This window comes from Pseudoalteromonas sp. SG45-3 (assembly GCF_014164075.1).
Taxonomy (GTDB): domain Bacteria; phylum Pseudomonadota; class Gammaproteobacteria; order Enterobacterales; family Alteromonadaceae; genus Pseudoalteromonas; species Pseudoalteromonas distincta.
Genome location: NZ_JACJEN010000001.1, coordinates 444,271 through 466,104 on the forward strand (window position 1 = coordinate 444,271; position 21,834 = coordinate 466,104).

21 protein-coding genes are annotated in these 21,834 nt (G+C 39.0%); 14 read left to right on the top strand and 7 right to left on the bottom strand.

What is annotated here, in order from left to right; genetic code table 11:
- Nucleotides 1-432: 432 nt before the first annotated feature.
- The 6 genes from ychF to lolB all read right to left on the bottom strand — a co-directional run bounded on the left by ychF (nucleotide 433) and on the right by lolB (nucleotide 5,426).
- Complete coding sequence (gene ychF / locus H5126_RS02035) at nucleotides 433-1,524, bottom strand: redox-regulated ATPase YchF (protein WP_002958547.1); 1,092 nt, start codon at nucleotides 1,522-1,524, stop codon at nucleotides 433-435.
- 53 nt (nucleotides 1,525-1,577) lie between these two features.
- Nucleotides 1,578-2,162, bottom strand: a complete 585-nt coding sequence (pth, locus tag H5126_RS02040; protein ID WP_002958548.1) for an aminoacyl-tRNA hydrolase — start codon at nucleotides 2,160-2,162, stop codon at nucleotides 1,578-1,580.
- A 19-nt stretch (nucleotides 2,163-2,181) separates the two neighbouring features.
- A complete protein-coding gene (locus H5126_RS02045; protein WP_002958549.1) occupies nucleotides 2,182-2,793 on the bottom strand; it encodes a 50S ribosomal protein L25/general stress protein Ctc in 612 nt (203 codons plus the stop codon).
- Nucleotides 2,794-2,942: 149 nt separating this feature from the next.
- Nucleotides 2,943-3,890 (bottom strand): ribose-phosphate pyrophosphokinase, encoded by a 948-nt coding sequence (locus H5126_RS02050; protein WP_002958550.1) that lies wholly within the window; start codon nucleotides 3,888-3,890, stop codon nucleotides 2,943-2,945.
- Between the two features lie 88 nt (nucleotides 3,891-3,978).
- Complete coding sequence (gene ispE, locus H5126_RS02055; RefSeq protein ID WP_182721301.1) at nucleotides 3,979-4,836, bottom strand: 4-(cytidine 5'-diphospho)-2-C-methyl-D-erythritol kinase; 858 nt, start codon at nucleotides 4,834-4,836, stop codon at nucleotides 3,979-3,981.
- Nucleotides 4,837-4,838: 2 nt separating this feature from the next.
- On the bottom strand, nucleotides 4,839-5,426 hold the full coding sequence (gene lolB / locus H5126_RS02060) for a lipoprotein insertase outer membrane protein LolB (protein ID WP_033020640.1): 588 nt from the start codon (nucleotides 5,424-5,426) through the stop codon (nucleotides 4,839-4,841).
- 83 nt (nucleotides 5,427-5,509) lie between these two features.
- Between lolB and hemA the strand changes: the two genes are divergently transcribed.
- The 14 genes from hemA to H5126_RS02130 all read left to right on the top strand — a co-directional run bounded on the left by hemA (nucleotide 5,510) and on the right by H5126_RS02130 (nucleotide 20,814).
- Complete coding sequence (gene hemA / locus H5126_RS02065) at nucleotides 5,510-6,766, top strand: glutamyl-tRNA reductase (protein WP_024594740.1); 1,257 nt, start codon at nucleotides 5,510-5,512, stop codon at nucleotides 6,764-6,766.
- A 7-nt stretch (nucleotides 6,767-6,773) separates the two neighbouring features.
- On the top strand, nucleotides 6,774-7,859 hold the full coding sequence (prfA, locus tag H5126_RS02070) for a peptide chain release factor 1 (RefSeq protein WP_002958554.1): 1,086 nt from the start codon (nucleotides 6,774-6,776) through the stop codon (nucleotides 7,857-7,859).
- Nucleotides 7,860-7,861: 2 nt separating this feature from the next.
- Nucleotides 7,862-8,701: a peptide chain release factor N(5)-glutamine methyltransferase gene (gene prmC / locus H5126_RS02075; RefSeq protein ID WP_182721302.1), complete on the top strand. Its 840-nt coding sequence runs from the start codon at nucleotides 7,862-7,864 to the stop codon at nucleotides 8,699-8,701.
- Nucleotides 8,702-8,755: 54 nt separating this feature from the next.
- Entirely contained in the window at nucleotides 8,756-10,300 is a 1,545-nt protein-coding gene (locus tag H5126_RS02080; protein ID WP_182721303.1) for a response regulator, read from the top strand.
- Nucleotides 10,301-10,329: 29 nt separating this feature from the next.
- On the top strand, nucleotides 10,330-10,704 hold the full coding sequence (locus H5126_RS02085) for a SirB2 family protein (RefSeq protein WP_007583965.1): 375 nt from the start codon (nucleotides 10,330-10,332) through the stop codon (nucleotides 10,702-10,704).
- 149 nt (nucleotides 10,705-10,853) lie between these two features.
- Nucleotides 10,854-11,681: a tetratricopeptide repeat protein gene (locus H5126_RS02090; RefSeq protein WP_002958558.1), complete on the top strand. Its 828-nt coding sequence runs from the start codon at nucleotides 10,854-10,856 to the stop codon at nucleotides 11,679-11,681.
- 14 nt (nucleotides 11,682-11,695) lie between these two features.
- Entirely contained in the window at nucleotides 11,696-12,949 is a 1,254-nt protein-coding gene (locus H5126_RS02095) for a DUF819 domain-containing protein (RefSeq protein ID WP_024595290.1), read from the top strand.
- A 9-nt stretch (nucleotides 12,950-12,958) separates the two neighbouring features.
- On the top strand, nucleotides 12,959-13,813 hold the full coding sequence (gene kdsA, locus H5126_RS02100; RefSeq protein WP_002958560.1) for a 3-deoxy-8-phosphooctulonate synthase: 855 nt from the start codon (nucleotides 12,959-12,961) through the stop codon (nucleotides 13,811-13,813).
- 121 nt (nucleotides 13,814-13,934) lie between these two features.
- Nucleotides 13,935-14,837: a transcriptional regulator GcvA gene (locus tag H5126_RS02105; RefSeq protein ID WP_002958561.1), complete on the top strand. Its 903-nt coding sequence runs from the start codon at nucleotides 13,935-13,937 to the stop codon at nucleotides 14,835-14,837.
- 2 nt (nucleotides 14,838-14,839) lie between these two features.
- On the top strand, nucleotides 14,840-15,475 hold the full coding sequence (locus tag H5126_RS02110; protein WP_182721304.1) for an alpha/beta family hydrolase: 636 nt from the start codon (nucleotides 14,840-14,842) through the stop codon (nucleotides 15,473-15,475).
- A gap of 19 nt (nucleotides 15,476-15,494) precedes the next feature.
- Nucleotides 15,495-15,863 (top strand): DUF423 domain-containing protein, encoded by a 369-nt coding sequence (locus H5126_RS02115; protein WP_024595287.1) that lies wholly within the window; start codon nucleotides 15,495-15,497, stop codon nucleotides 15,861-15,863.
- Nucleotides 15,864-15,880: 17 nt separating this feature from the next.
- Nucleotides 15,881-16,966 (top strand): 23S rRNA (cytidine(2498)-2'-O)-methyltransferase RlmM, encoded by a 1,086-nt coding sequence (gene rlmM / locus H5126_RS02120; protein WP_024605425.1) that lies wholly within the window; start codon nucleotides 15,881-15,883, stop codon nucleotides 16,964-16,966.
- A gap of 16 nt (nucleotides 16,967-16,982) precedes the next feature.
- Nucleotides 16,983-20,291 carry a PKD domain-containing protein gene (locus H5126_RS02125; protein ID WP_182721305.1) on the top strand — a complete coding sequence of 1,103 codons (3,309 nt, stop codon included), beginning with the start codon at nucleotides 16,983-16,985 and terminating at the stop codon, nucleotides 20,289-20,291.
- A gap of 1 nt (nucleotide 20,292) precedes the next feature.
- On the top strand, nucleotides 20,293-20,814 hold the full coding sequence (locus H5126_RS02130) for a hypothetical protein (RefSeq protein WP_024605426.1): 522 nt from the start codon (nucleotides 20,293-20,295) through the stop codon (nucleotides 20,812-20,814).
- Between the two features lie 76 nt (nucleotides 20,815-20,890).
- Here the strand turns inward: H5126_RS02130 and cysZ are convergent, their stop codons facing one another.
- The gene (gene cysZ / locus H5126_RS02135; protein ID WP_182671383.1) at nucleotides 20,891-21,601 is read right to left on the bottom strand and encodes a sulfate transporter CysZ; all 711 of its coding nucleotides are present in this window, start codon (nucleotides 21,599-21,601) and stop codon (nucleotides 20,891-20,893) included.
- Nucleotides 21,602-21,834 lie beyond the last annotated feature (233 nt).

The following is a 21,834-nucleotide window of genomic DNA, read 5'->3' on the forward strand; positions in this document are numbered from 1 at the left end:
CGCTGAGTGCGGGGCGTATTATGCTGATATGACCCAAATTCGTCAACACCTTTTTTGCAAAAAAACACTTAACTGTGTTTGTTTGCAGGAAAATTAAGCTAAGCGGCTAAATTTTAATAAAAATGATGATTTTTTGAGTGCAATTCACATACAAAATTTGTCGCTAAATAAAAAAAGCAAAAACCAATAGTTTGAAGCTGTTTGATTATTCAACAAATTATTACGCTCTGGTTAAATCTTAACATTAATTTGTTTAAGAGGTACTTATTATTGAGGTTTGATCTTCTGCGCAGTGTGTTTTTTTAGATTAAACGTAGGCATTTAGGTTGGGGCTATATCAATTTTATAAGTTTATAACGTTGGAGGTACAAAAAAGGCTCGTAAAAACGAGCCTTTAAAATTATTACCAATACTAATTCGGTTTCATTTACCTTATACGTTGAACAAGAAGTTCATTACATCGCCGTCTTTAACAATGTACTCTTTACCTTCTTGACGCATCTTACCTGCTTCTTTTGCGCCGCTTTCACCTTTAAAGGCAACAAAGTCGTCAAAAGCAATCGTTTGCGCACGAATAAAGCCACGCTCGAAGTCGGTATGGATTTTACCCGCTGCTTGTGGCGCTGTTGCACCTACAGGGATTGTCCATGCACGCACTTCTTTAACACCCGCAGTGAAATAAGTTTGTAATTGTAGTAATTCATAACCACCACGAATAACAAGATTAAGGCCGGGCTCTTCTAAGCCAAGATCAGCCATAAACTCAAGCTTGTCTTCGTCATCTAATTCTGAAAGCTCAGATTCGATAGCAGCACATACAGGAACAACAATCGCATCTTCTGCTGCAGCAATAGCGCGTACACGGTCAAGGTATGGATTATTTTCAAAACCATCTTCAGCAACGTTTGCAATATACATAGTTGGTTTAATAGTTAAGAAGTTGATAGAGCTGATTGCTGCTTTTTCTTCTTTAGTTAATGCTAAAGCGCGTAAAGTTAAGCCTTCATCAAGATGCACTTTTACTTTTTCAAGTACGGCATTTTGCTCTTTGGCGTCTTTATCACCACCTTTTGCTTTTTTTGCGTTACGGAAAAGGGCTTTTTCAGCGCTATCCATATCAGCAAGTACTAACTCAGTGTTGATTACGTCAATATCGTCAGCAGGGTCAATAGTGCCTGCTACGTGTATGATGTTTTCATCTTCAAAACAGCGAACTACGTGGCCAATTGCATCGGTTTCACGAATGTTAGCTAAAAACTGGTTACCAAGGCCTTCACCTTTAGATGCGCCCTTTACCAAGCCAGCAATGTCTACAAATTCCATACTAGTGGTAAGAACTCGTTGAGGATTAACAATTTTAGCAAGTTCGTCTAGACGAGGATCTGGCACAGGTACCACACCTGTATTAGGCTCAATGGTACAAAAAGGAAAGTTAGCGGCTTCAATACCCGCTTTAGTTAGTGCATTGAAAAGCGTTGATTTACCTACGTTAGGCAAGCCAACGATGCCACATTTAAAACCCATAGTAAGATACCTTGTTTAGAATTCGTTTAAACGGTGTACTTGGACCCAAGTTACTAGGGTTTAAACGAATGTAGTCTGTTTTGTGCTTTTAACACACCATCTTTTGCAAGTATTTCCATGCAACGAACTGCTTCATCAACAGCAGCATCCATTTTTTCTTGGTCTTCTTTGGCCGCTTTTCCAAGCACCCAACCAGTTACCATTTCACGATGCCCCGGATGACCTACACCAATGCGCAAGCGCATAAAGTCTTTTTGATTTGCCATTTTTGCAATAATGTCTTTTAAACCATTATGACCGCCATGCCCGCCACCTTTTTTTAATTTGGCAACGCCTGGGTCTAAATCCAATTCGTCATGGGCAACTAAAATGTCCTCGACAGGGATTTTGAAAAAATTAGCTAAACTACTGACCGCTTTACCACTTAAATTCATGTAAGTAGTGGGGATCAATAATTTGAATTCTTGGCCTTGAATGATCACTTTGCCTGTAAGGCCGTGATATTTAGGATCGTGTTTTAGAGTGCAGTTATAGCGTGCAGCGATTTGCTCGATGAACCAAGCACCTGCATTGTGGCGTGTGTTTGCGTATTCGGGGCCTGGATTAGCCAGGCCCACAAGCATTTGAATAGAATTCAAGGTTGCGAGACCTTAAATATTATTCTGCTGCTGCAGCGTCGTCTTCAACTGGAGCTGCTTTGTTTGCTTTGATAGTCAGGATAGACTGATCATGGCCTTCGCCTTTAGCTAAATCTACAGAGCTAACGCCTTTAGGGAAAGTTAGGTCAGAGATATGAACTGAATCGCCAACAACAAACTTAGAAACATCTACTTCAATGAATTCTGGAAGTGCTTTTGGAAGACACGTAATTTCAACTTCAGTTAACTGGTGAACAACAGTTGCGCCAGCTTTAGTTACAATCTCTTCACCGATGAAGTGTAGAGGAACTTTAGTTTGAAATTTATGAGTAGCATCTACACGTTGGAAATCAAGGTGAGTAAGCTTAGGCTTGAATGGGTGACGTTGGATATCTTTTAAGATTACTTCAACAGCTTCGCCATCAACGTTAAGCGTAAGGATATGCGTGTAGAAACCTTCGTCTTCTTGAGCTTTGATCATATCTTTATGAGCAAAAGTAAGAGATAAAGCTTCTTTATCAGCTCCGTAAAGGATTGCAGGAACTTTGTCTTCGCGACGTAGGCGGCGGCTCGCACCAGTACCAGTTTCTACGCGAAGTTCAGCGTTATACGTATAAGTTTTGTTAGACATGATGTCTCCAGTTATTTAAATGTGTAGGGCCTTTGCGACCAAGGTCCCTAGCCAAAAGGCGCGCTATCATACCACCACGCCCAGATAAAATAAACATCGCTTACAAAAAAAGCGCCAAAAGGCGCTTTTATATTCAGGGATGTTTAATTTTAGTGTTCAAACATCGCTGAGATAGATTCTTCGTTACTAATACGACGAATAGTCTCTGCTAACATGTCAGCAAGCGTAAGTACCTTAACTTTATCAAGGGCTTTAAGCTCATCAGATAGCGGAATTGAGTCAGTTACAATTACTTCATCAATCATTGAGTCACGTAAGTTTTCGGCTGCTTTACCTGAAAGGATAGGGTGTGTTGCGTATGCAAATACACGCTTAGCGCCATGTTCTTTAAGTGCTTCTGCGGCTTTACACAATGTACCACCGGTATCAATCATATCATCTACGATAATACAATCACGACCTTCAACGTCACCAATAATGTGCATTACTTGAGAAACATTTGCTTGAGGGCGACGTTTATCAATGATTGCTAAATCGGTATCGTTTAGTAGTTTTGCAATTGCACGAGCACGTACAACACCACCAATATCTGGAGATACAACAACGACGTCTTCAAAGTCGCGTTCTTTCATATCTTCAAGTAATACAGGGCTGCCAAATACGTTATCTACAGGTACATCAAAGAAGCCTTGGATTTGTTCAGCGTGTAAATCAACCGTAAGAACACGGTCAACACCAACACTTGATAAGAAATCTGCAACAACTTTAGCGGTAATTGGAACACGAGCAGAACGTACACGACGGTCTTGGCGCGCATAACCAAAATAAGGAATGACGGCAGTAATACGACCTGCAGATGCACGACGTAGAGCATCAACCATAACGATAAGTTCCATCAGGTTATCGTTTGTAGGGGCACAGGTTGATTGCAAGATAAAAACGTCCGAGCCACGAACATTTTCATTTATTTGAACACTGATCTCACCGTCGCTAAAACGGCCAACAACAGCATCGCCTAATTCAATATATAAACGTTTTGCAACTTTTTGAGCTAACTCAGGTGTTGCGTTACCAGCGAAGAGCTTCATGTCAGGCACGGTAGGGTTCCTCAGGCACTGAATATTTGGACTAACGGGCAATGATAAATTTCACTGCGGGTTAACTTATGATTACTTGTACGTTACTTCATTGATCGAATATGGCGGTTAACTCCGTATGAGCAGGTGAGACATTTGCGCTTGAAGCCACAAAACCCTGCCAAGTATGGGGGAGATTTTCAAGTACATCTTGTGCTTGAACTTGGCTAGCAAATTCGACAAAACAACATGAACCTGTTCCGGTCATCTTCGACGGTGCGTATTTTAGCAACCACTGGAGGGTTTTTTCAACCTCGGGGCAAAGCTTTTTAACTAAAGGCTCACAATCGTTGGTCAAAGTGTGGTGTTTCCAGTCGCCTATTATTTTTGGTGTGTCGCGTTTTAAATCTGGATGTGTAAATATTTTTGCGGTACTTACATGTTGGTTAGGGTGTACAACGCAGTACCATTTTTGTTCAAGTGTTACGTGGTGTAGTTTTTCACCAATACCTTGCGCTATGGCGCTTTGACCTTGTATGAACACTGGAACATCTGCCCCTAACTTGAGCCCTAGTTGAGCTAGTGTTTCTAAATTTAGTGCCAATTTCCATAACTTATTTAGGGCTAATAAAGTACTCGCTGCGTCAGATGAACCTCCTCCAACACCGCCCCCCATCGGCAAGCGCTTAATTAAATTTATTTTTACACCCAAAGAGGTTTTACAGTGTGTTTGTAATAATAAAGCCGCTTTATAGATGAGATTATCATTTAGAGGGATGTCTTTAGTATCACCACCGACAGAAATACTCCCATCTGTTGTTAACTCAAAATGCAGCTCATCGCCAAAATTTAAAAAAGTAAATAAGGTTTCAAGTTCATGATAGCCATCTTCTCGGCGAGCATTAATATGTAAAAATAAATTGAGTTTTGCCGGAGCTATAAGTGAAAAAGAGGTTTTGTTATTCATACTTATTTAAACTGCCAATCGTATAGTTGAATTTTAATTTTTATTTGTTGGTGCTTTAACGTCAGTTTAGTAGGTAACCAGTAACCTGCGTTTTGTACATAGGTGCCATAATCTATTTGCCATTTTTTGCCTGTATTATCAAACCATAATACTTGCTTTGCACGCCCAAGCTCATCAACAATTAAACTTTCATCGTCAATAGTGCCTTTAAGCCAGTTATCGGCATTATCAACCGGTAGTGTAAAACCCGTTAATCGTTTTAAAAGCTCTGCAGCATTAGTATCAAAGTATTGTTCACCGTCAAACTCTAATTCAGCACCGTTAGCTGTTTGTTTAAGCGACAAAATACGAGTACCAATAAAAGTAGTCAGTATTAAATTATTGGAATTTGTTGTTTGCTGCCAATTTAAGTTTGCAGATTGACGCTCTTCTGGGCTAATAAATGCAAGTTTACCTTCTACTTGCCAAGTTTTTTGAGCAGCTAAACGTGGTTTCCAATCATCATAAAGTGTTGTTTTTGTATCAATTTGATGAGCACAGCCACCTAAAAACAAAAAAAACATGAATAAAATCAAATATTGTCGAATCAAATGTTGTTCCTTACTTTCCATATTCCGCTGATTTTTGGTAAAATTACCGCCTTTGAAGTAGGGCTCAGCAATATTTGGCAAATATGACCATAATAGCACTAGGTATAAATCACAAAACCGCATCCGTAGAATTACGTGAAAAAGTGGCTTTTTCGCCTGAGCAAATTTCAGAGGCGTTGCAACAATTAAGTGGCCATGCCGACTTTAATGAAGCGGTTATTGTGTCTACCTGCAATCGAACCGAGATCTATTGTAGCCTCGCTCAGCAAAATTCCCAAACACTGTTGAGCTGGCTTGCCAGTTTCCATGGTTTGGATGAACATGAACTGAGCAAAAACACTTATTGCTACGAAGATAACGATGCTATTAATCACTTAATGCGCGTGGCGTGTGGGTTGGATTCTTTGGTGTTGGGCGAACCGCAAATTTTGGGGCAAATAAAACAATCGTTTTTTAGTGCTAAAAACCACGATGCAGTTGGTGTTACGTTTGATAGGTTGTTTCAAAAAACATTTTCAGTAGCGAAACAAGTTAGAACTGAAACCGATATTGGCGCAAGTGCTGTATCGGTAGCGTTTGCTGCAGTTAACTTGGCAAAGCATATTTATGGCAAGCTTGATAAGACCAATGTGTTATTAATTGGCGCAGGTGAAACCATTGAATTGGTTGCTAAACATTTATACCAAAATGAGCCTCAAAATATCACTGTTGCAAATAGAACTATTGAGCGAGCTCGTAACTTAGCTGATGAAGTGTCGGCAGATGTGATTGCTTTGGCGCAATTGCCTGAGCGTTTGCATAAAGCCGATATAGTGATTAGTTCTACAGCCAGCACTTTGCCTATTATTGGTAAAGGGGTGGTTGAGCAGGCGCTAAAGCAGCGACGTCACAAACCTATGCTATTTATAGATATAGCGGTTCCGCGTGATATAGAAAGCCAAGTTGGGGAGCTAGATGCTGCCTATTTATATTCCGTTGATGACTTACAAACCATTGTAAGCGAGAATATGGCAGCGCGCGAGCAAGCTGCACAGCAAGCGCAAATAATTATTACTGAACGCACCAAAGAATTTGCAATGTGGATGCGTTCACTCGATTCGGTAGATTTAATCCGCCATTATCGAAACGATGTACAAACAATTAAGTCTGAACTTGTAGAGCGTGCTGTTAGTCAGCTCAATACAGGTAAAGATGCAGAAAAAATTATATTAGAGCTCGCCAATAAATTAACCAATCGCTTAATGCACGCGCCTACCCGTGCAATACAAGATGCAGCGAAAAAAGGTGAAGTGGCGCAGCTAAACCAGTTGAAAAAAATGTTAGGTATTGATCAGGAATAACCGTTAAATGAAAGAGTCTGTTTATAATAAATTAGAAACCTTAGTAGAGCGTTATGAAGAAGTACAAGCGCTGCTAAGCGACCCGTCGGTCATTAGTGATCAAAACCGTTTTCGTGCGCTTTCAAAAGAGTATTCTGAGCTTGAAGAGATTGTAAAAACGTTTTTAAACTATAAAGAAACGCAAGACGATTTAGCCAGTGCAGAAGAAATGCTTAAAGATTCTGACCCTGAAATGCGTGAAATGGCGCAAGAAGAATATAAAGAAGCAAAAGCACAAATACTAGTGATTGAAGATCAAATTCAAGTATTAATGTTGCCAAAAGATCCGCGAGATAACAACAACGTGTTTGTTGAAGTACGTGCAGGGACGGGCGGCGATGAAGCGGCTATTTTTGCTGGTGACTTATTTCGTATGTACAGCCGCTACGCAGAAAATAAAAAATGGAAAGTAGAAGTTGTAAGCACCAATGAAGGTGAGCATGGCGGTTACAAAGAAGTTATTGCAAATATCAGTGGCGAAGGCGTTTACGGTCAATTAAAGTTTGAATCAGGTGTACACCGCGTACAACGTGTGCCAGAGACTGAATCACAAGGTCGTGTTCATACCTCAGCGTGTACTGTTGCGGTTATGGCAGAAGTACCAGAAGCAGAAGCGATACAAATTAATACAGCAGATTTAAAAGTTGATACATTTCGTGCATCAGGCGCAGGTGGTCAGCACGTAAATAAAACTGATTCTGCTATTCGACTTACACATATACCTACCGGTGTTGTGGTTGAGTGTCAGGATCAGCGTTCGCAGCATAAAAACCGCGCTAAAGCGATGTCAGTACTTGCAGCTCGACTGCAACAAGCTGAAGATGAAAAACGCCATGCGGCAGAAGCCTCTGAACGTCGTGACTTGGTAGGTAGTGGCGATCGTTCTGAGCGTATTCGTACTTATAACTACCCGCAAGGTCGTATTACCGATCACCGTATTAACTTAACACTTTATCGTTTAAACGAAGTGGTAGCCGGTGATTTAAGTGCGATTATTGACCCATTAATGCAAGAGCATCAAGCTGACTTACTTGCGGCCATGGGCGACGAGTAATTGTGGCTCACACTCTTGAACAAGCAATTGCTGCAGGTGCTGACTTATTAGCACTTAGCAGCGAAAGTGCTAAATTAGATGCACAAGTTTTACTTCTTCATATACTTCAAAAACCTCGCAGTTACCTTTTTACTTGGCCAGAACATGCGCTTAGTGATGAGCAACAATCGCAGTTTAATGTATTTATCCAAAGACGTTTAAAAGGTGAGCCTGTTGCACATATTACGGGGCAGCGTGAGTTTTGGAGTTTATCGCTTGAAGTTAACGCAACAACCTTAATACCTCGACCAGATACCGAAACGCTAGTAGAACAAGCACTTGAAGTGACTGTACCTGCTACAGCTAAAGTACTTGATTTAGGCACCGGTACTGGTGCAATTGCGTTGGCACTGGGTAGTGAAATGCCTAATTGGCAAATTACTGCAGTAGATAGAGTAAGCGATGCTGTTGCACTTGCTACACGTAACCAGCAGCGATTGGCGATTAACAACGTACACGTTAAGCAAAGCAACTGGTTTAGTGAGTTGCACGGTGAAAAATTCAACCTAATTGTCACTAACCCACCTTATATTGAAAGCAGTGATATACATTTAAATCAGGGCGATGTGCGCTTTGAGCCTTTGTCGGCATTAGTGGCTGATGATTGCGGAATGTCTGATATTAAACAAATAATTACACAATCACGTGACTATTTGTTATCTAGTGGCTATCTTTTAATAGAACACGGTTTTGAGCAAGGTGAAGCTGTTCGTCATTTTTTCAAAAAAATGGCATTTGTTAATATTAAAACAGTGAAAGACCTTGGTAACAATGACCGTGTAACACTTGCACTGTGGCCCTAGAGAATAATAATTGCCTACTAGTGCGTTAAATAATGCCATGAAGGAATTTCGACTATGATGGGTGATTTTTTATTTTCAGATGAACCAGAAGAAACAATCGATGAGATTGAACACGGTACCTGGAAAGTATTAATCGTTGATGATGAACCTGAAGTTCATGCTGTTACAAAACTAGCACTGAGTGATTTTGAATTTCAAAATAAACGCTTAGAGTTTATTAGTGCTTACTCAGGTGCTGAAGCGAAAGAGCTCATAAAAGAGCATCCAGATGCCGCTATTGTGCTACTTGACGTGGTAATGGAAACCGACGACGCTGGTTTGCAGGTTGCTAAGTTTATTCGTGAAGAAGCTAAAAATAATCATATACGGATTATTTTAAGAACAGGCCAACCTGGCCAGGCACCTGAACGTCAAGTCATTATTAATTATGATATTAACGATTACAAATCGAAAACGGAGCTAACGGCTCAAAAATTATTTACTGTTATTATGTCGAGCCTACGCTCGTATCGGGATATTATTTCGATTGAGCAATCACGCGAAGGGCTTGAGAAAATAATTGTAGCGTCTCGTGATATTTTTTCTGCGCATTCAATAGAGCACTTTATTGAAGGCGTTATGCAGCAATTAACATCTTTATTGGGTATTGCTGATCAAGCTATGTATGCCACCACTTTAGTTGCACAAAACCCAGAACATGAAAAAAATAAAAAACTAATAGTTTGCTCTGGCACTGGCGATTTTGAAAAAAGTGAAGGTAAAGAGCTTGATGAGGTATTACAAGCTGAGCAGTTAAGTGCGTGTCATCAGGCGCTTAATGATAAAAGTATCATTTATAAAGATAATTACTTATTTGCGTACTGCAGTAGTGAGTACAATCATAATTCAATGCTGTTCATATCAGGTGTCCCAAAGGATTTAACGGATACTCAGCGTCATTTAATCAAAATATTTTCTCAAAATGTGCAACTTGCCTTTGAAAATGTGCAGCTTCAGTCTGAAATAGAAGCGACACAACAAGAGCTTGTTTATAGGTTAAGTGAAGCAGTAGAGCAGCGCTCAACCGAGACAGGTAATCATGTTAAACGTGTAGCACATATTTGTCATATTTTAGCTGAGGGCTATGGTTTATCTAAACATGATGCAGATTTAGTAAGGTTGGCGTCTCCTCTTCATGATGTAGGTAAAGTGGGTATTCCTGATGCGATTTTAAACAAACCAGCAAAGTTAGAACCTCAAGAATGGGAAGTGATGAAAACCCATACTGATAAAGGCTATACTATTTTAAAAGACTCTCCCCATGAAATTGTGAGTACAGGTGCAATTATTGCAAAAGAGCATCATGAAAAATGGGATGGGTCTGGTTACCCACAAGGTCTAAGCGGAAACGCAATTAATGTATTTGGTCGCATAGTCGCACTTGCTGATGTATACGATGCACTTCGCCATAAACGGTGTTATAAAGAGCCTTGGACATTACAAAATGTGGTTGATGAAATTAATGCTGAAAAAGGCACACATTTTGAACCAAAAATGGTTGAAGTATTTAACGAAAAGCTTGATGAGTTAGAGGCGGTTCTTAGCCGTTTTCCTGATTAAATTTTTATAAAACAGAAGTACAGGGGCATATGGATTATTTAGCAGTAAAGCACTCGCACATGGCAATTGCGATGTTAAGTGTAATATTATTTTATGTTCGCGCTTTTTCGCGAATGGGCAGTGGTAAATTAGCAAAAAATAAAGCAGTAATGATTGGTAGTCACAGTATAGATACTTTGTTATTAGTGTCTGCACTTACGCTTATATTTATGGCCAAAATTAATCCGTTTGAACAATATTGGCTATTAGAAAAAATAGTTTTAGTGGTTATATATATTGGTATTGGGGCTAAAAGCGCCAGACAAACTAAAATGACGGCTAAAGTTGCTTACGTTTTAGTTAATACCGCTGTTATTTTAGCGATAGGTTATTTAGCGACGTCTAAATCAGCTTTTTTGCTTTAAGTAATATCTGACTATTTGAGCTTTATAGTTGTTTTGTAAAGCTCAAATACAACTCCCTCTCAGAAAATATTCAAATACACCTCTATATTGGTATATAGCTTTAAAGTTAGGTAAACTACGCCTTCGTTTTCTAAAATGTTGCAGTATTAATGACTACCCTCGGGTTTGACGAACACGATGAATCTTATCTTGATGATGCTTACGATGAATTTACACCTCCAGCGATTTACCGCTGTATTAAAGCAGAGTCAAAGTGGGACCCTCAGATAGATTTAACACCATGTTATGAAACTTTAACTGACTTTGAACAGCAAATTTCAGCGCTGTGTTTAAAAGTGAGTGATGAGCACGATCGCCTCGAAAAATTATTAGATATGTTTTACAGTGATTGGCTATTTAGTGCATCAGGTTTAAAAGTGCCTGAATATAAATTAAATACATTAAGCTATACGCTTTCTATGCGCAGTGGTTCACCTACAACACTGGCAATTATACTTTGTCATTTTTTACAACAAGCTAACTGTGACGCGAACCTTAGTCTTACCCAAGGTGATGTTGGTGTACATGTGGCGATTAGTGATGAAGAAGGCTACATAATAGAGCCAAGCAGTGGACAACAAAGTTGGTATATTATCCCTGAAAACGCAGATGAAGATGATGGTCAAGAGCAAGAGCCACTAGAACTGATTTTTGATGACGAAGTATATAAGTTATTTTTAGCTCAGCAAAAATGGTCTTTCATTAGCGAAAATAAATTTGGTCATGCTTTAACCTGTGTAGAGATGCTAATGGAGTTAATAGGCGACGACCCGTATGAGAGACGCGACAGAGGTTACTTATTAAATCAGCTCGGTTGCCCTAAAATGGCACGTGATGATTTACAGTTTTTTGTAGATGAGTGTCCGGACGATCCTGCAATAGAGATTATTCAACACCAAATAGAAGAACTAGAAGATAATAATAAAACGCACCATTAAGAATAGGAATAATTATGGTTGAAACTCAAAGCGCATTAATTACAAATGATGCCGTTGTGCTTGGTTTGCTTGCTATTATTTTGGGGTTTATTTTTAAAACCTCAAACAGTGAGCGTCCAGCTTTAAAACGATTTTATAAATACGTACCTGCTTTATTGCTGTGTTACTTTTTACCTTCGTTATTAAATACCTTTGGTATTGTAGATGGTAATAAATCTAATGTTTATTATGTGGCTTCGCGCTACTTACTACCTGCCTGTTTAATACTACTTACCATTAGTATTGATTTAAAAGCGATTATTAACTTAGGCCCTAAAGCACTTATTATGTTTTTAGTGGGTACTTTAGGCATTGTTATTGGTGGGCCATTAGCTATTTTAGTGGTGAGCGCATTTGACCCAAGTATTGTTGGTGGGCATGGCCCAGATGCCGTATGGCGCGGTATGACAACTGTTGCAGGTAGCTGGATTGGCGGCGGTGCTAACCAAGCATCAATGAAAGAAATGTTTGAAGTTGGTGGTGATATATTTTCTGTAATGATTACAGTCGATGTAATTGTCGCTAATATTTGGATGGCTGTTTTATTGTTAATGGCAGCAAATCATAAAAAGATTGATGCAGCGACGGGTGCTGATACAAGCGCAATTGAAGACTTGAAAAAGCGTGTGGAAGAATATCACGCAGAACATGCACGCATCCCAACTCTTAATGATTACATGACGCTGATTGCAATTGCATTTGGTATAACTGGTTTAGCGCACTTTTGCGCTGACTTTTTAGGACCATACTTTGGCACTACTTATGAGTGGGCAAAAGAATACAGCTTAAACAGTAAATTCTTTTGGCTAATTGTTATATCAACAACGATTGGTATAGGCTTATCGTTTACTAAAGTGAGGCAAATAGAAGCGTTTGGCGCTTCAAAAGTAGCTTCTAGCTTTTTATATATTTTGGTTGCATCGATTGGTTTACACATGAATGTAACCGCTATTTTCAATAACCCTGGGCTATTTTTAGTGGGTGCAATTTGGATGTTAGTGCATGCAAGCATTATGTTAATTGTGGCTAAACTGATTAAAGCACCGTTATTTTATATGGCAGTGGGTTCTCAGGCTAATGTGGGCGGCGCAGCGTCAGCACCTGTTGTAGCATCAGCGTTTCATCCGTCATTAGCGCCTGTTGGTGTCTTGTTAGCTGTACTAGGCTACGGTGTGGGTACTTATATGGCTTATATTTGTGGATTAATGATGCAAGCAGTTGCACCTTAAGGAATTTAAATGAAAGACCAAATTATTAAAATTAATGAAATTGAACTTGCAAACAATAAACCGTTTGTATTGTTTGGTGGTATTAACGTATTAGAATCTCGCGATTTAGCAATGCGTGTTGCAGAGCATTACGTAGAAGTTACGACGAAACTAAATATTCCTTATGTATTTAAGGCCTCATTTGATAAAGCTAATCGCTCTTCAATCAATTCGTACCGTGGTCCAGGTATGGAAGAAGGTTTAAAAATATTCGAAGAAATTAAAAACACGTTTAAAATTCCACTAATTACTGACGTACATGAACCGCATCAAGCTGCACCTGTTGCAGAAGTTGTTGATGTAATTCAGTTACCTGCTTTTTTAGCGCGTCAAACAGATTTAGTTGTGGCGATGGCTAAAACAGGTGCAATTATTAATGTGAAAAAACCACAGTTTTTAGCGCCACATGAAATGCGTCATATCATTACTAAATTTAATGAAGCTGGTAATAACAACGTAGCTCTTTGTGAGCGTGGTTCTAGCTTTGGTTACAACAACCTTGTGGTTGATATGCTGGGTATGGATGACATGAAGGCAATGGCACCTGTTATTTTTGATGCAACACATGCGCTACAACGCCCTGGTGGACGAGCTGACTCTGCTGATGGTCGTCGTGCACAAGCTGCAGAGCTTGCGCGCAGTGGTATGGCGTTGGGTATTGCTGGTTTATTTATCGAAGCGCATCCAAATCCTAACGAAGCTAAATGTGATGGCCCATGTGCGCTAGCGCTTAGTAAGTTAGAAGGCTACTTAACGCAAATGAAAGCGGTTGATGATTTAATTAAAAGTTTTGCTCCACTTGATACAAGTGCAAGCGATTTATAATTAAGCATGATGTTTATTAAAAAGCGACTCAGGTCGCTTTTTTTATGCCTTTAATATACACAAACTTATATGATGTATATAATCTCACGCATAAGAAAAACTAATTCTAAGCTTGGTTATTATGTCAAGACGGGTACCTCCATTAAACGCATTAAAAGCCTTTGAAGCGGCTGCACGCCATTTAAGCTTTACAAAAGCTGCAGAAGAGCTTTATGTAACGCAGGCGGCAGTAAGTCATCAAATAAAAACTCTTGAAGAGCATTTAGGGCTGAAGTTGTTTTTACGTAAAAACCGCTCTTTATTATTAACTGAAGAAGGCCAAGGCTATTTTTTAGATATTAAAGAGATTTTTACTCAGCTTATTGATGCAACTGAAAAGCTATTAGCTCGTGGCGCTAAGGGCTCACTAACGGTAAGCCTAACCCCTAGTTTTGCTATTCAGTGGTTAGTGCCTCGTTTGAGTTTGTTTAATGAGTTACATCCAGAGATAGATGTTCGAATAAAAGCACAAGACCAAGATGAAAACTCACTCACTGATGACGTAGATATTGCTATTTATTATGGAAGGGGCCATTGGAATGGCGTACAAGCGTACAAGCTTCATACCGAATATTTAGTACCACTTTGTAGTCCTATGTTATTAAGCGGGTTAAAGCCGCTTGATCAACCTAGTGATTTAGCGCATCACACACTATTACACGACACTACACGTAAAAACTGGAAGACGTGGATGAAAACCGCAGGCGTGCGTAACATCCAGGTAAATCAAGGGCCTATATTTAGCCACTCCTCTATGGTTTTACAAGCAGCGGTACATGGACAAGGTGTGGCAATTGGCAATAGTGTATTAGCTAAACCCGACATAGACGCAGGGCGTTTGGTAATTCCGTTTAATCATAGCCTAGAGAGTAAAAATGCGTATTACTTAGTGCTTCGTGAGTCGCAAACAGAGCTTGGTAAAATAGTTTCGTTTAAAGAGTGGATGCTGAGCTTAGTAGAGCATGAGCAAGAACATGAGTATTAATAATGATTGAATGGTTTAAAAGCACGGAGAAACCTGCAATAGCACAGTTTATATTTGCACATGGCGCAGGTGCTGGTAGCGATTCTGACTTTATGCAGCACATGGCAAAATTAATAAGCGAGCAGGGTGTTGATGTTGGTTTATTTGATTTTGAATATATGCAAATCGCTAAAAAAACTAATAAACGCAGGCCTCCTGAGCGAGCACCAAAGCTACTTATTTATTATGAACGAGTGCTAACGAGTGCGCAGCCAGATTTGCCGTTGTTTATAGGCGGTAAATCGATGGGCGGTCGCATGGCATCAATGCTTGCATGTAGTACAGAGCAAAGCCTTTCAGGTGTTATAGCATTTGGTTATCCATTTCATCCGCCGGGTAAGCCAGAAAAATTACGCACCGATCATTTTGCTGATATTGTTTGCCCTTTTTTAGTATTACAGGGCGAGCGAGATACATTTGGTACACGTGAAGAACTTCTTACTATGAAAATGCCAAAGCAGCCTTTGTTTACTTGGCTGAGTGATGGCGATCACTCATTAAAACCACGTATAAAAAGTGGCGTAACTGAACTGCAAAATAGAGAAACAGCAGCGTTAAGTGCTGTTGAATTTATTAAGCAACAAATTGAGATACGTTAAGACTCGAGCAGGGGGTTAGATGATTAAATTATTTTTAATGACCGGTAGTATTTTTTGTATGCTTTCGGTGATGTTAGGTGCATTTGCTGCCCATGGTTTAAAAAGCCGCTTATCGGAGTATTCATTAGGCGTTTTTAAAACGGCTGCTGAGTATCAAATGGTACATGGACTTGCACTTATTGCGGTGGCTATTTTAATTAAATGGGGCATAAACCTGAGTTGGGCTGGTGGCTTTTTTATAATGGGCACACTACTTTTTAGTGGTAGTTTATATTTACTCGCTCTAACAGGAATGAAGTGGCTTGGGCCTATAACACCGCTTGGTGGGTTGTGCTTTATTATTGGTTGGATTGTTATTTTAGTGCAAGTTGCACGATTTAAGTTTTAAAGAGTTTAAGGGTTAATATGTCTAGTGTTGTGATTTTTTGTCGTAGTGGTTTTGAAAACGATGCCGCTGCTGAAATAACGTTTCATGCTGCAGAGCAAGGTTTTGCAGGGTATGTAAAAGCAAAACCCAATACAGGTTATGTTGTTTACGAATGTTTTGAAGCGCATCACAGCGATGAAATAATCAAAAAAGTTGATTTTAAAAACATGGTGTTTGCACGTCAATGGTTTGCCGGCACATTACTTGAAAACATGCCAGTAGAGGACCGTGTGAGCGCAGTAGTTGAAGCTGCTAAAGATTTTACATTGTGCTCAGAACTGCGCGTTGAAACGCCAGACACAAACGAAGGCAAAGAGCTTTTAACGTTCTGTAAAAAAATCTCAACACCGCTTAAAAAAGCCCTCGAAAAACAAAATACTGTACTACGTGAGCCAAAAGCAAATCGCCCAGTAATGCATGTCATGTTTTTAACAAACAATACGGCTTATGTTGGTTACTCGTATAGCTTTAATAATTCTCCATTTTTCATGGGTATTTTGCGCCTTCGTATGCCAAGCGATGCACCGAGTCGCTCAACGTTAAAACTCGATGAAGCATTTAACGTATTTATACCTGAGCAACAACGCGAGTCACGCGTAGCTGCCGGTATGCGCAGTGTTGATTTAGGTGCATGCCCAGGTGGTTGGACTTATCAGCTTGTACGCCGTGGTATGTTTGTAAGTGCGATTGATAACGGCCCAATGAATGACGATTTAATGCAAACTGGGCAAGTTAAACATTTTAGAGCCGACGGTTTTAAATATCGCCCAGAAAAAAGAAATATTACTTGGTTAGTGTGCGATATGGTGGAAAAACCGACCAAAGTGACTACGCTAATGATTGACTGGGCAGTAAATGCATACGCAAAAGAGTTTATATTTAACTTAAAGCTGCCTATGAAAAAACGCTTTGATAGTGTTTATGAATGTCTTTCGATGATCAGAAAAGAGCTTGAGAAACAAGGTATCAATTACGAGTTGCAAGCTAAACATCTATATCATGATCGTGAGGAAATAACCGTTCATTTAAACGTTACTAAGGTGCCACAAAATTTGTATAGTTAATATGTAGAGGCTAAAAGTGGTAAAAAACAATATTAATAAATGGCTAAGTTTACTTTTTTTATCACTTTTAATCACAGGCTGTGGCGGGGGAGGCGAAAGTAGTGATACAACTACGGCCCCTGGTAACGCTGCGCCCAGTGTTACGCTTTCGGTTAGCAGTAACGTTATTACTTCTAATCAATCATTTACTATTACAGCGCTTGCAAGTGATAGCGACGGACAAATTGCCAGCTATCAATGGCAACAACTTAGCGGGCCTGAGTTTACGTTTACCTCTAACGGTAACACGCTTACAGCCACTGCACCTAGTGTAACAACCGATACGACCTTTAGCTTTTCGGTTACAGTTACTGACAACTCAGGTGCTACTGCACAACAAGTTTTTTCAGGCACTATCACCTCTCAAAATAATGCTCCTACAGTTAATATAACAGGCCCAAGTAGTGCACTTGCCAGCACACAAGTTAGTTTAGTTGCTAACGCTCAAGATACAGATGGCACTATAAGTAATATTAATTGGATTCAGTCTGCTGGGGACAATGTTGAGTTTTCACAAACTGATGGAGTCCTTAGTTTTACCGCCCCTAATGTATCTGAAAATACAACACTAGGTTTTAGCGTAACCGTAACTGACAATGCAGGTAAAAGCGCTCAAGCGAGTAAAACGGTTTTAATTAATCAAGTCAATAGCGCGCCAACAGTCATTGTTACAGGCCCTGAAGAAGCTGAAAAAGGTGACAGTGTAACCTTAGTTGCAGATGCACAAGACAGCGATGGTAGTATTAATAGCATAACTTGGCAGCAAATAAGTGGTCCTGTAGTTGAACTTACTCAAACACAAACAAGCATTAGCTTTAATGCGCCCACTGTTTCACAAAATACCAATGTTACATTTGTGGTTACTGTAACCGATGACGATAACGCTACAAATAGCGCTCAAAAAACAGTTGTAGTATTAGCACCAAACAATCCACCAACTGCAGATGATGTAAGTATTAGCGTGCAATATAATCAAGCCACTGAATTTAGTTTAGTTGTTAGCGATGCCGATAACGATACCGTTCAGATTGATTTTGGTGATGATTTAAATGGTGCACAAATTAGTGTTATTGATGCACAAGCCTTACTTTTTAGCTACACGCCTCCTGCAAACAGTATTACTTCACAAAGCTATACGTTAACTGCGTCTGATTCAAAAGACACAACCGAATTTACCCTGAATATTACTGTGGTTGATTCAACGCCCGCTACAATTAGTAATGTAACACCCCAAAGTAATAATGACCCAGTTCTTGTAGATAGCCCTGTTAGTATTACATTTTCAGATATTATGCTAACGAGCACTTTAGCAGTTAATTCTAGTAGTGGTGTTTGTACAGGAAGCGTACAAGTGTCGGCAGATAATTTTACTACTTGCTTGGCCTTAAATATTGAAAGTTTGTCGGGTACTACTAGTGACACAAGTACTTATTTTCATACTGTAAATGTAAGCGCAAGCTTTAATGAAGATACCCAATATATTGTCCGTGTTACAGCTGATTTAACTAATTTTGATGATACGGCCATTGAAACGCAAACCGCTACTTCTTTTACTACCTCTAGCCAAGATATAAAAATAACTGAAGTTTCTTCTGTGCAATTTAGTAACGACTTACCTTGGATTGAAATTTATAACGGCACAGGGGCTGCTGTAAACTTACAGAGTTATTCGCTTAAAACCCGCAGTATTAATATGATTAATAGCTCGACTAGTGCAGAGACAACTTTTTCACTGCCCAATAAAGAGCTTGAAAATGGTGAGTACCTTATTTTACAAAGCAAGTTTGGAGATGATTTTTTAGTCAGTGCATCAGTTAACAACCCTAAAATAGCGCTTGTGGGTAATGCTAGTGATGAAATTAGACCTTATTGGTACATAAACGGTTTTGTAGAATTACTTAATAGTGCAGGTACACAAACAATCGACTTTGTAAAATTTGGTAACTCAGTACAAGAACCAGTAACGCCATCACAATGGCAAGGTGGTAACGCAGAGCAAATCATCTCCGAGCAAGGAGGCAGCTTAAAGCGCGAGCTTAATGCGACAGACACTAATCAAAGTACTGATTGGAGTTATTCTGTGTTTAACACACCCGCTGGGCCAAACAATATAAATTGCACAATAGATGATGATGAGGATGGTATTCCTGATTGCGCTGAGCAACAGGGTACAACATTCGCGGGTTTACCACTTTATGAGTGGGGGGCGCGTACCTCACAAAAAGATATATTTATTGAAGTTGATTATATGGACAGCACTGATGTAGGTATTACTCCACATCGAATCGCACTTGAAAAAGTAGCCACTGTTTTTGCAGAAAAAGGCTATACAGTCCACTTTGACGTAGGTGATTTGTTTGATCCAAATACAAATACAGCACCGCAAAACTTTGATTTAGGTGGCGGAAATCTTGTCCCTTTTAACAGCTATACCCCGTTTGAATACGATTTAAGTAGCCCTAATTTATTTGCTTATAAAATGGAATTTAGCGATATAACTCGCAGGCCCATTTTCCATTATTTATTAATGGCAAGTAGTGGTAACGAAGACGGTAGTATTAGTGGGTCGGGTATTGCTGAGATAAGCGGTAATGATTTAATGGTAACTATGGGAGGCTGGGGTTTAACGCTTGATACGCAAGTAGCAACCAATGTAACTTATAATTATCAAGCATCAACAATATTTCATGAGTTAGGTCATAACTTAGGTTTATACCATGGCGGTGATGAGGAGGTTAATTTTAAGCCTAACCACCTCAGCTCCATGAATTATTTATATCAATTAGCGGGTTTATCAACAATAGGTAATAACGAAGGCGATCGTTACTATGAGCGTTTTTACCCAGGCAATGCTAGTTGCGATATTGCACCAAATACTAATAGTCATTTAGGCTCTACGGATGATTTTATTATTGATTATTCAAATGGTAGTTCAGCAGATTTAAATGAAAGCACCATAATTGAAATACAGGGGTTAAATAGAAATAGCTCACTACCAGTTGATTTTAATTGTAATGCAATTAACACCGAAAGTTTAACCAGCTTTGATACTAACCAAGATAATACAATATCAATACTGAGTGATGTAGATGAGTGGAGCATGCTTAATTTACAGTTTTATATGCAAAGTGCAGGTAATCGATTTGGCGTGCCAAATACAAATAACAGTAAGGTGCATAATTTACAAAGCTCGCCTACTAATATTGAAACGCTGCCCAGTTATATAAAAGAAGCACAGCCAAGGAGTGCAATTATTGCTGAGTTAAAAGCAATTAAAGAGCAATAGTATGAAGCCAATGCTAAGCACTAAGTTTATTATCTTGAGTAGTTTTTTTAGCTTACTAATAGCGTGTAGCGATACTAACAATGCACGTGAGTGGTTACTAAAAAATGATAATTTGTATTATAAAAATACAGCTGTTGACTGGCGAATTGAATCAGTAAAGGACTGTAATACATGCGTTATAAGCCAAGATGTTGTTTATCAGCCTGAAGGTATTAGTCGTTATAATACGTTAATGCAGAGTCAGAATTGGGTCGCGGTACATGAACTAAGTAAAATCAATGTCATTCGTTTAAAGATGCCAGACCAAACACCTTATTTATACGTAGAGCGTGTAAAAGGTCAAATACTAAAGCTGTTTGATCAGCAGCAAAACTACAGTATAAAAATTGGTGAAGTTACAGCCGTTAATATTAATAATCAGCGCTTTAGTATTTTGATTAAAAAATTTGAAGAAGTAGATAAACAAAGCGATGCATTACCAAGGCGTGCATCGCTTGAGTTTATTGCTTTAAAAATAGATTAAAAAAAGCACCTTAGGTGCTTTTTTTAATCTAGAATGCGGTGTCCTTCGGATATTGAAAAAGTCAGCAACCTTTTAATTAACTGCGATATTTTGGACGATAGTTATCTACCCATAAACGTGTTGCACCGCACACTGCGACTGGCATAACTATTAAGTTTATAAAAGGGATAGCAGTTAACAACATAACAGCAAAACCAAATCCGTATGACAAACCTTGCTTAGATTTTAAATCGTCTTTCATTTGCTTAAAGTCAATTTTATGATTATCAAACGCATAGTCTTCGTATTGAACTGCGTACATCCAACAAGTAAATAACACCCATAGTATTTGACCAATGACCGGTAAAACCCATAACAATATAAAAAAGCCAATTGCGCGAGGAAGGTAGTAGCATAGTTTTGTCCACTCACGGGCAAGCATGCGAGGTATATCTTTAACTAGTTCGGCAAAGCCGTCATCGTTAATTTTTTGACCTGTTAGGTAAAGCTCAACTTTTTCACTCAAGAGCGCATTGAAAGGGGCTGCAATAAAATTAGTGATAACTGTAAAGAGCATACTATAGCTAAACAAAACAACTAATACAGCAATAGGCCACATTAGCCACTCTAACCAGCTTAACCACTCGGGGAGCATGTTGTTTATGTAGCTAAAACTATCACTTAACCAGCCAACTAAAAAAAACAGCGAGCTACCAAACAGCAAAATATTAATTAATAGCGGAATAAGGACAAAACGCTTTAGCCCTTTTTGGCTAATTAATTTAAACCCCGAAAAAAAGTACTCCATACCTTGTGTGATCTGCACTGTAACCTCAAAAAATATTTACCATTACTTATAGTATAAATAGCTTAAAAATTTTGAACAGTACTTTTAAGTAACAAAGTGTTAGCTTTAATATTGTGGTTTTGTTTATATAGTAACAATAGGTGTTCAGTAATATGCAACTATGATTATTTAAGACAGGCCCGATTATTTTTTGCCAATAAAATAAAAAACTTACTAATCATGACTATACTGAA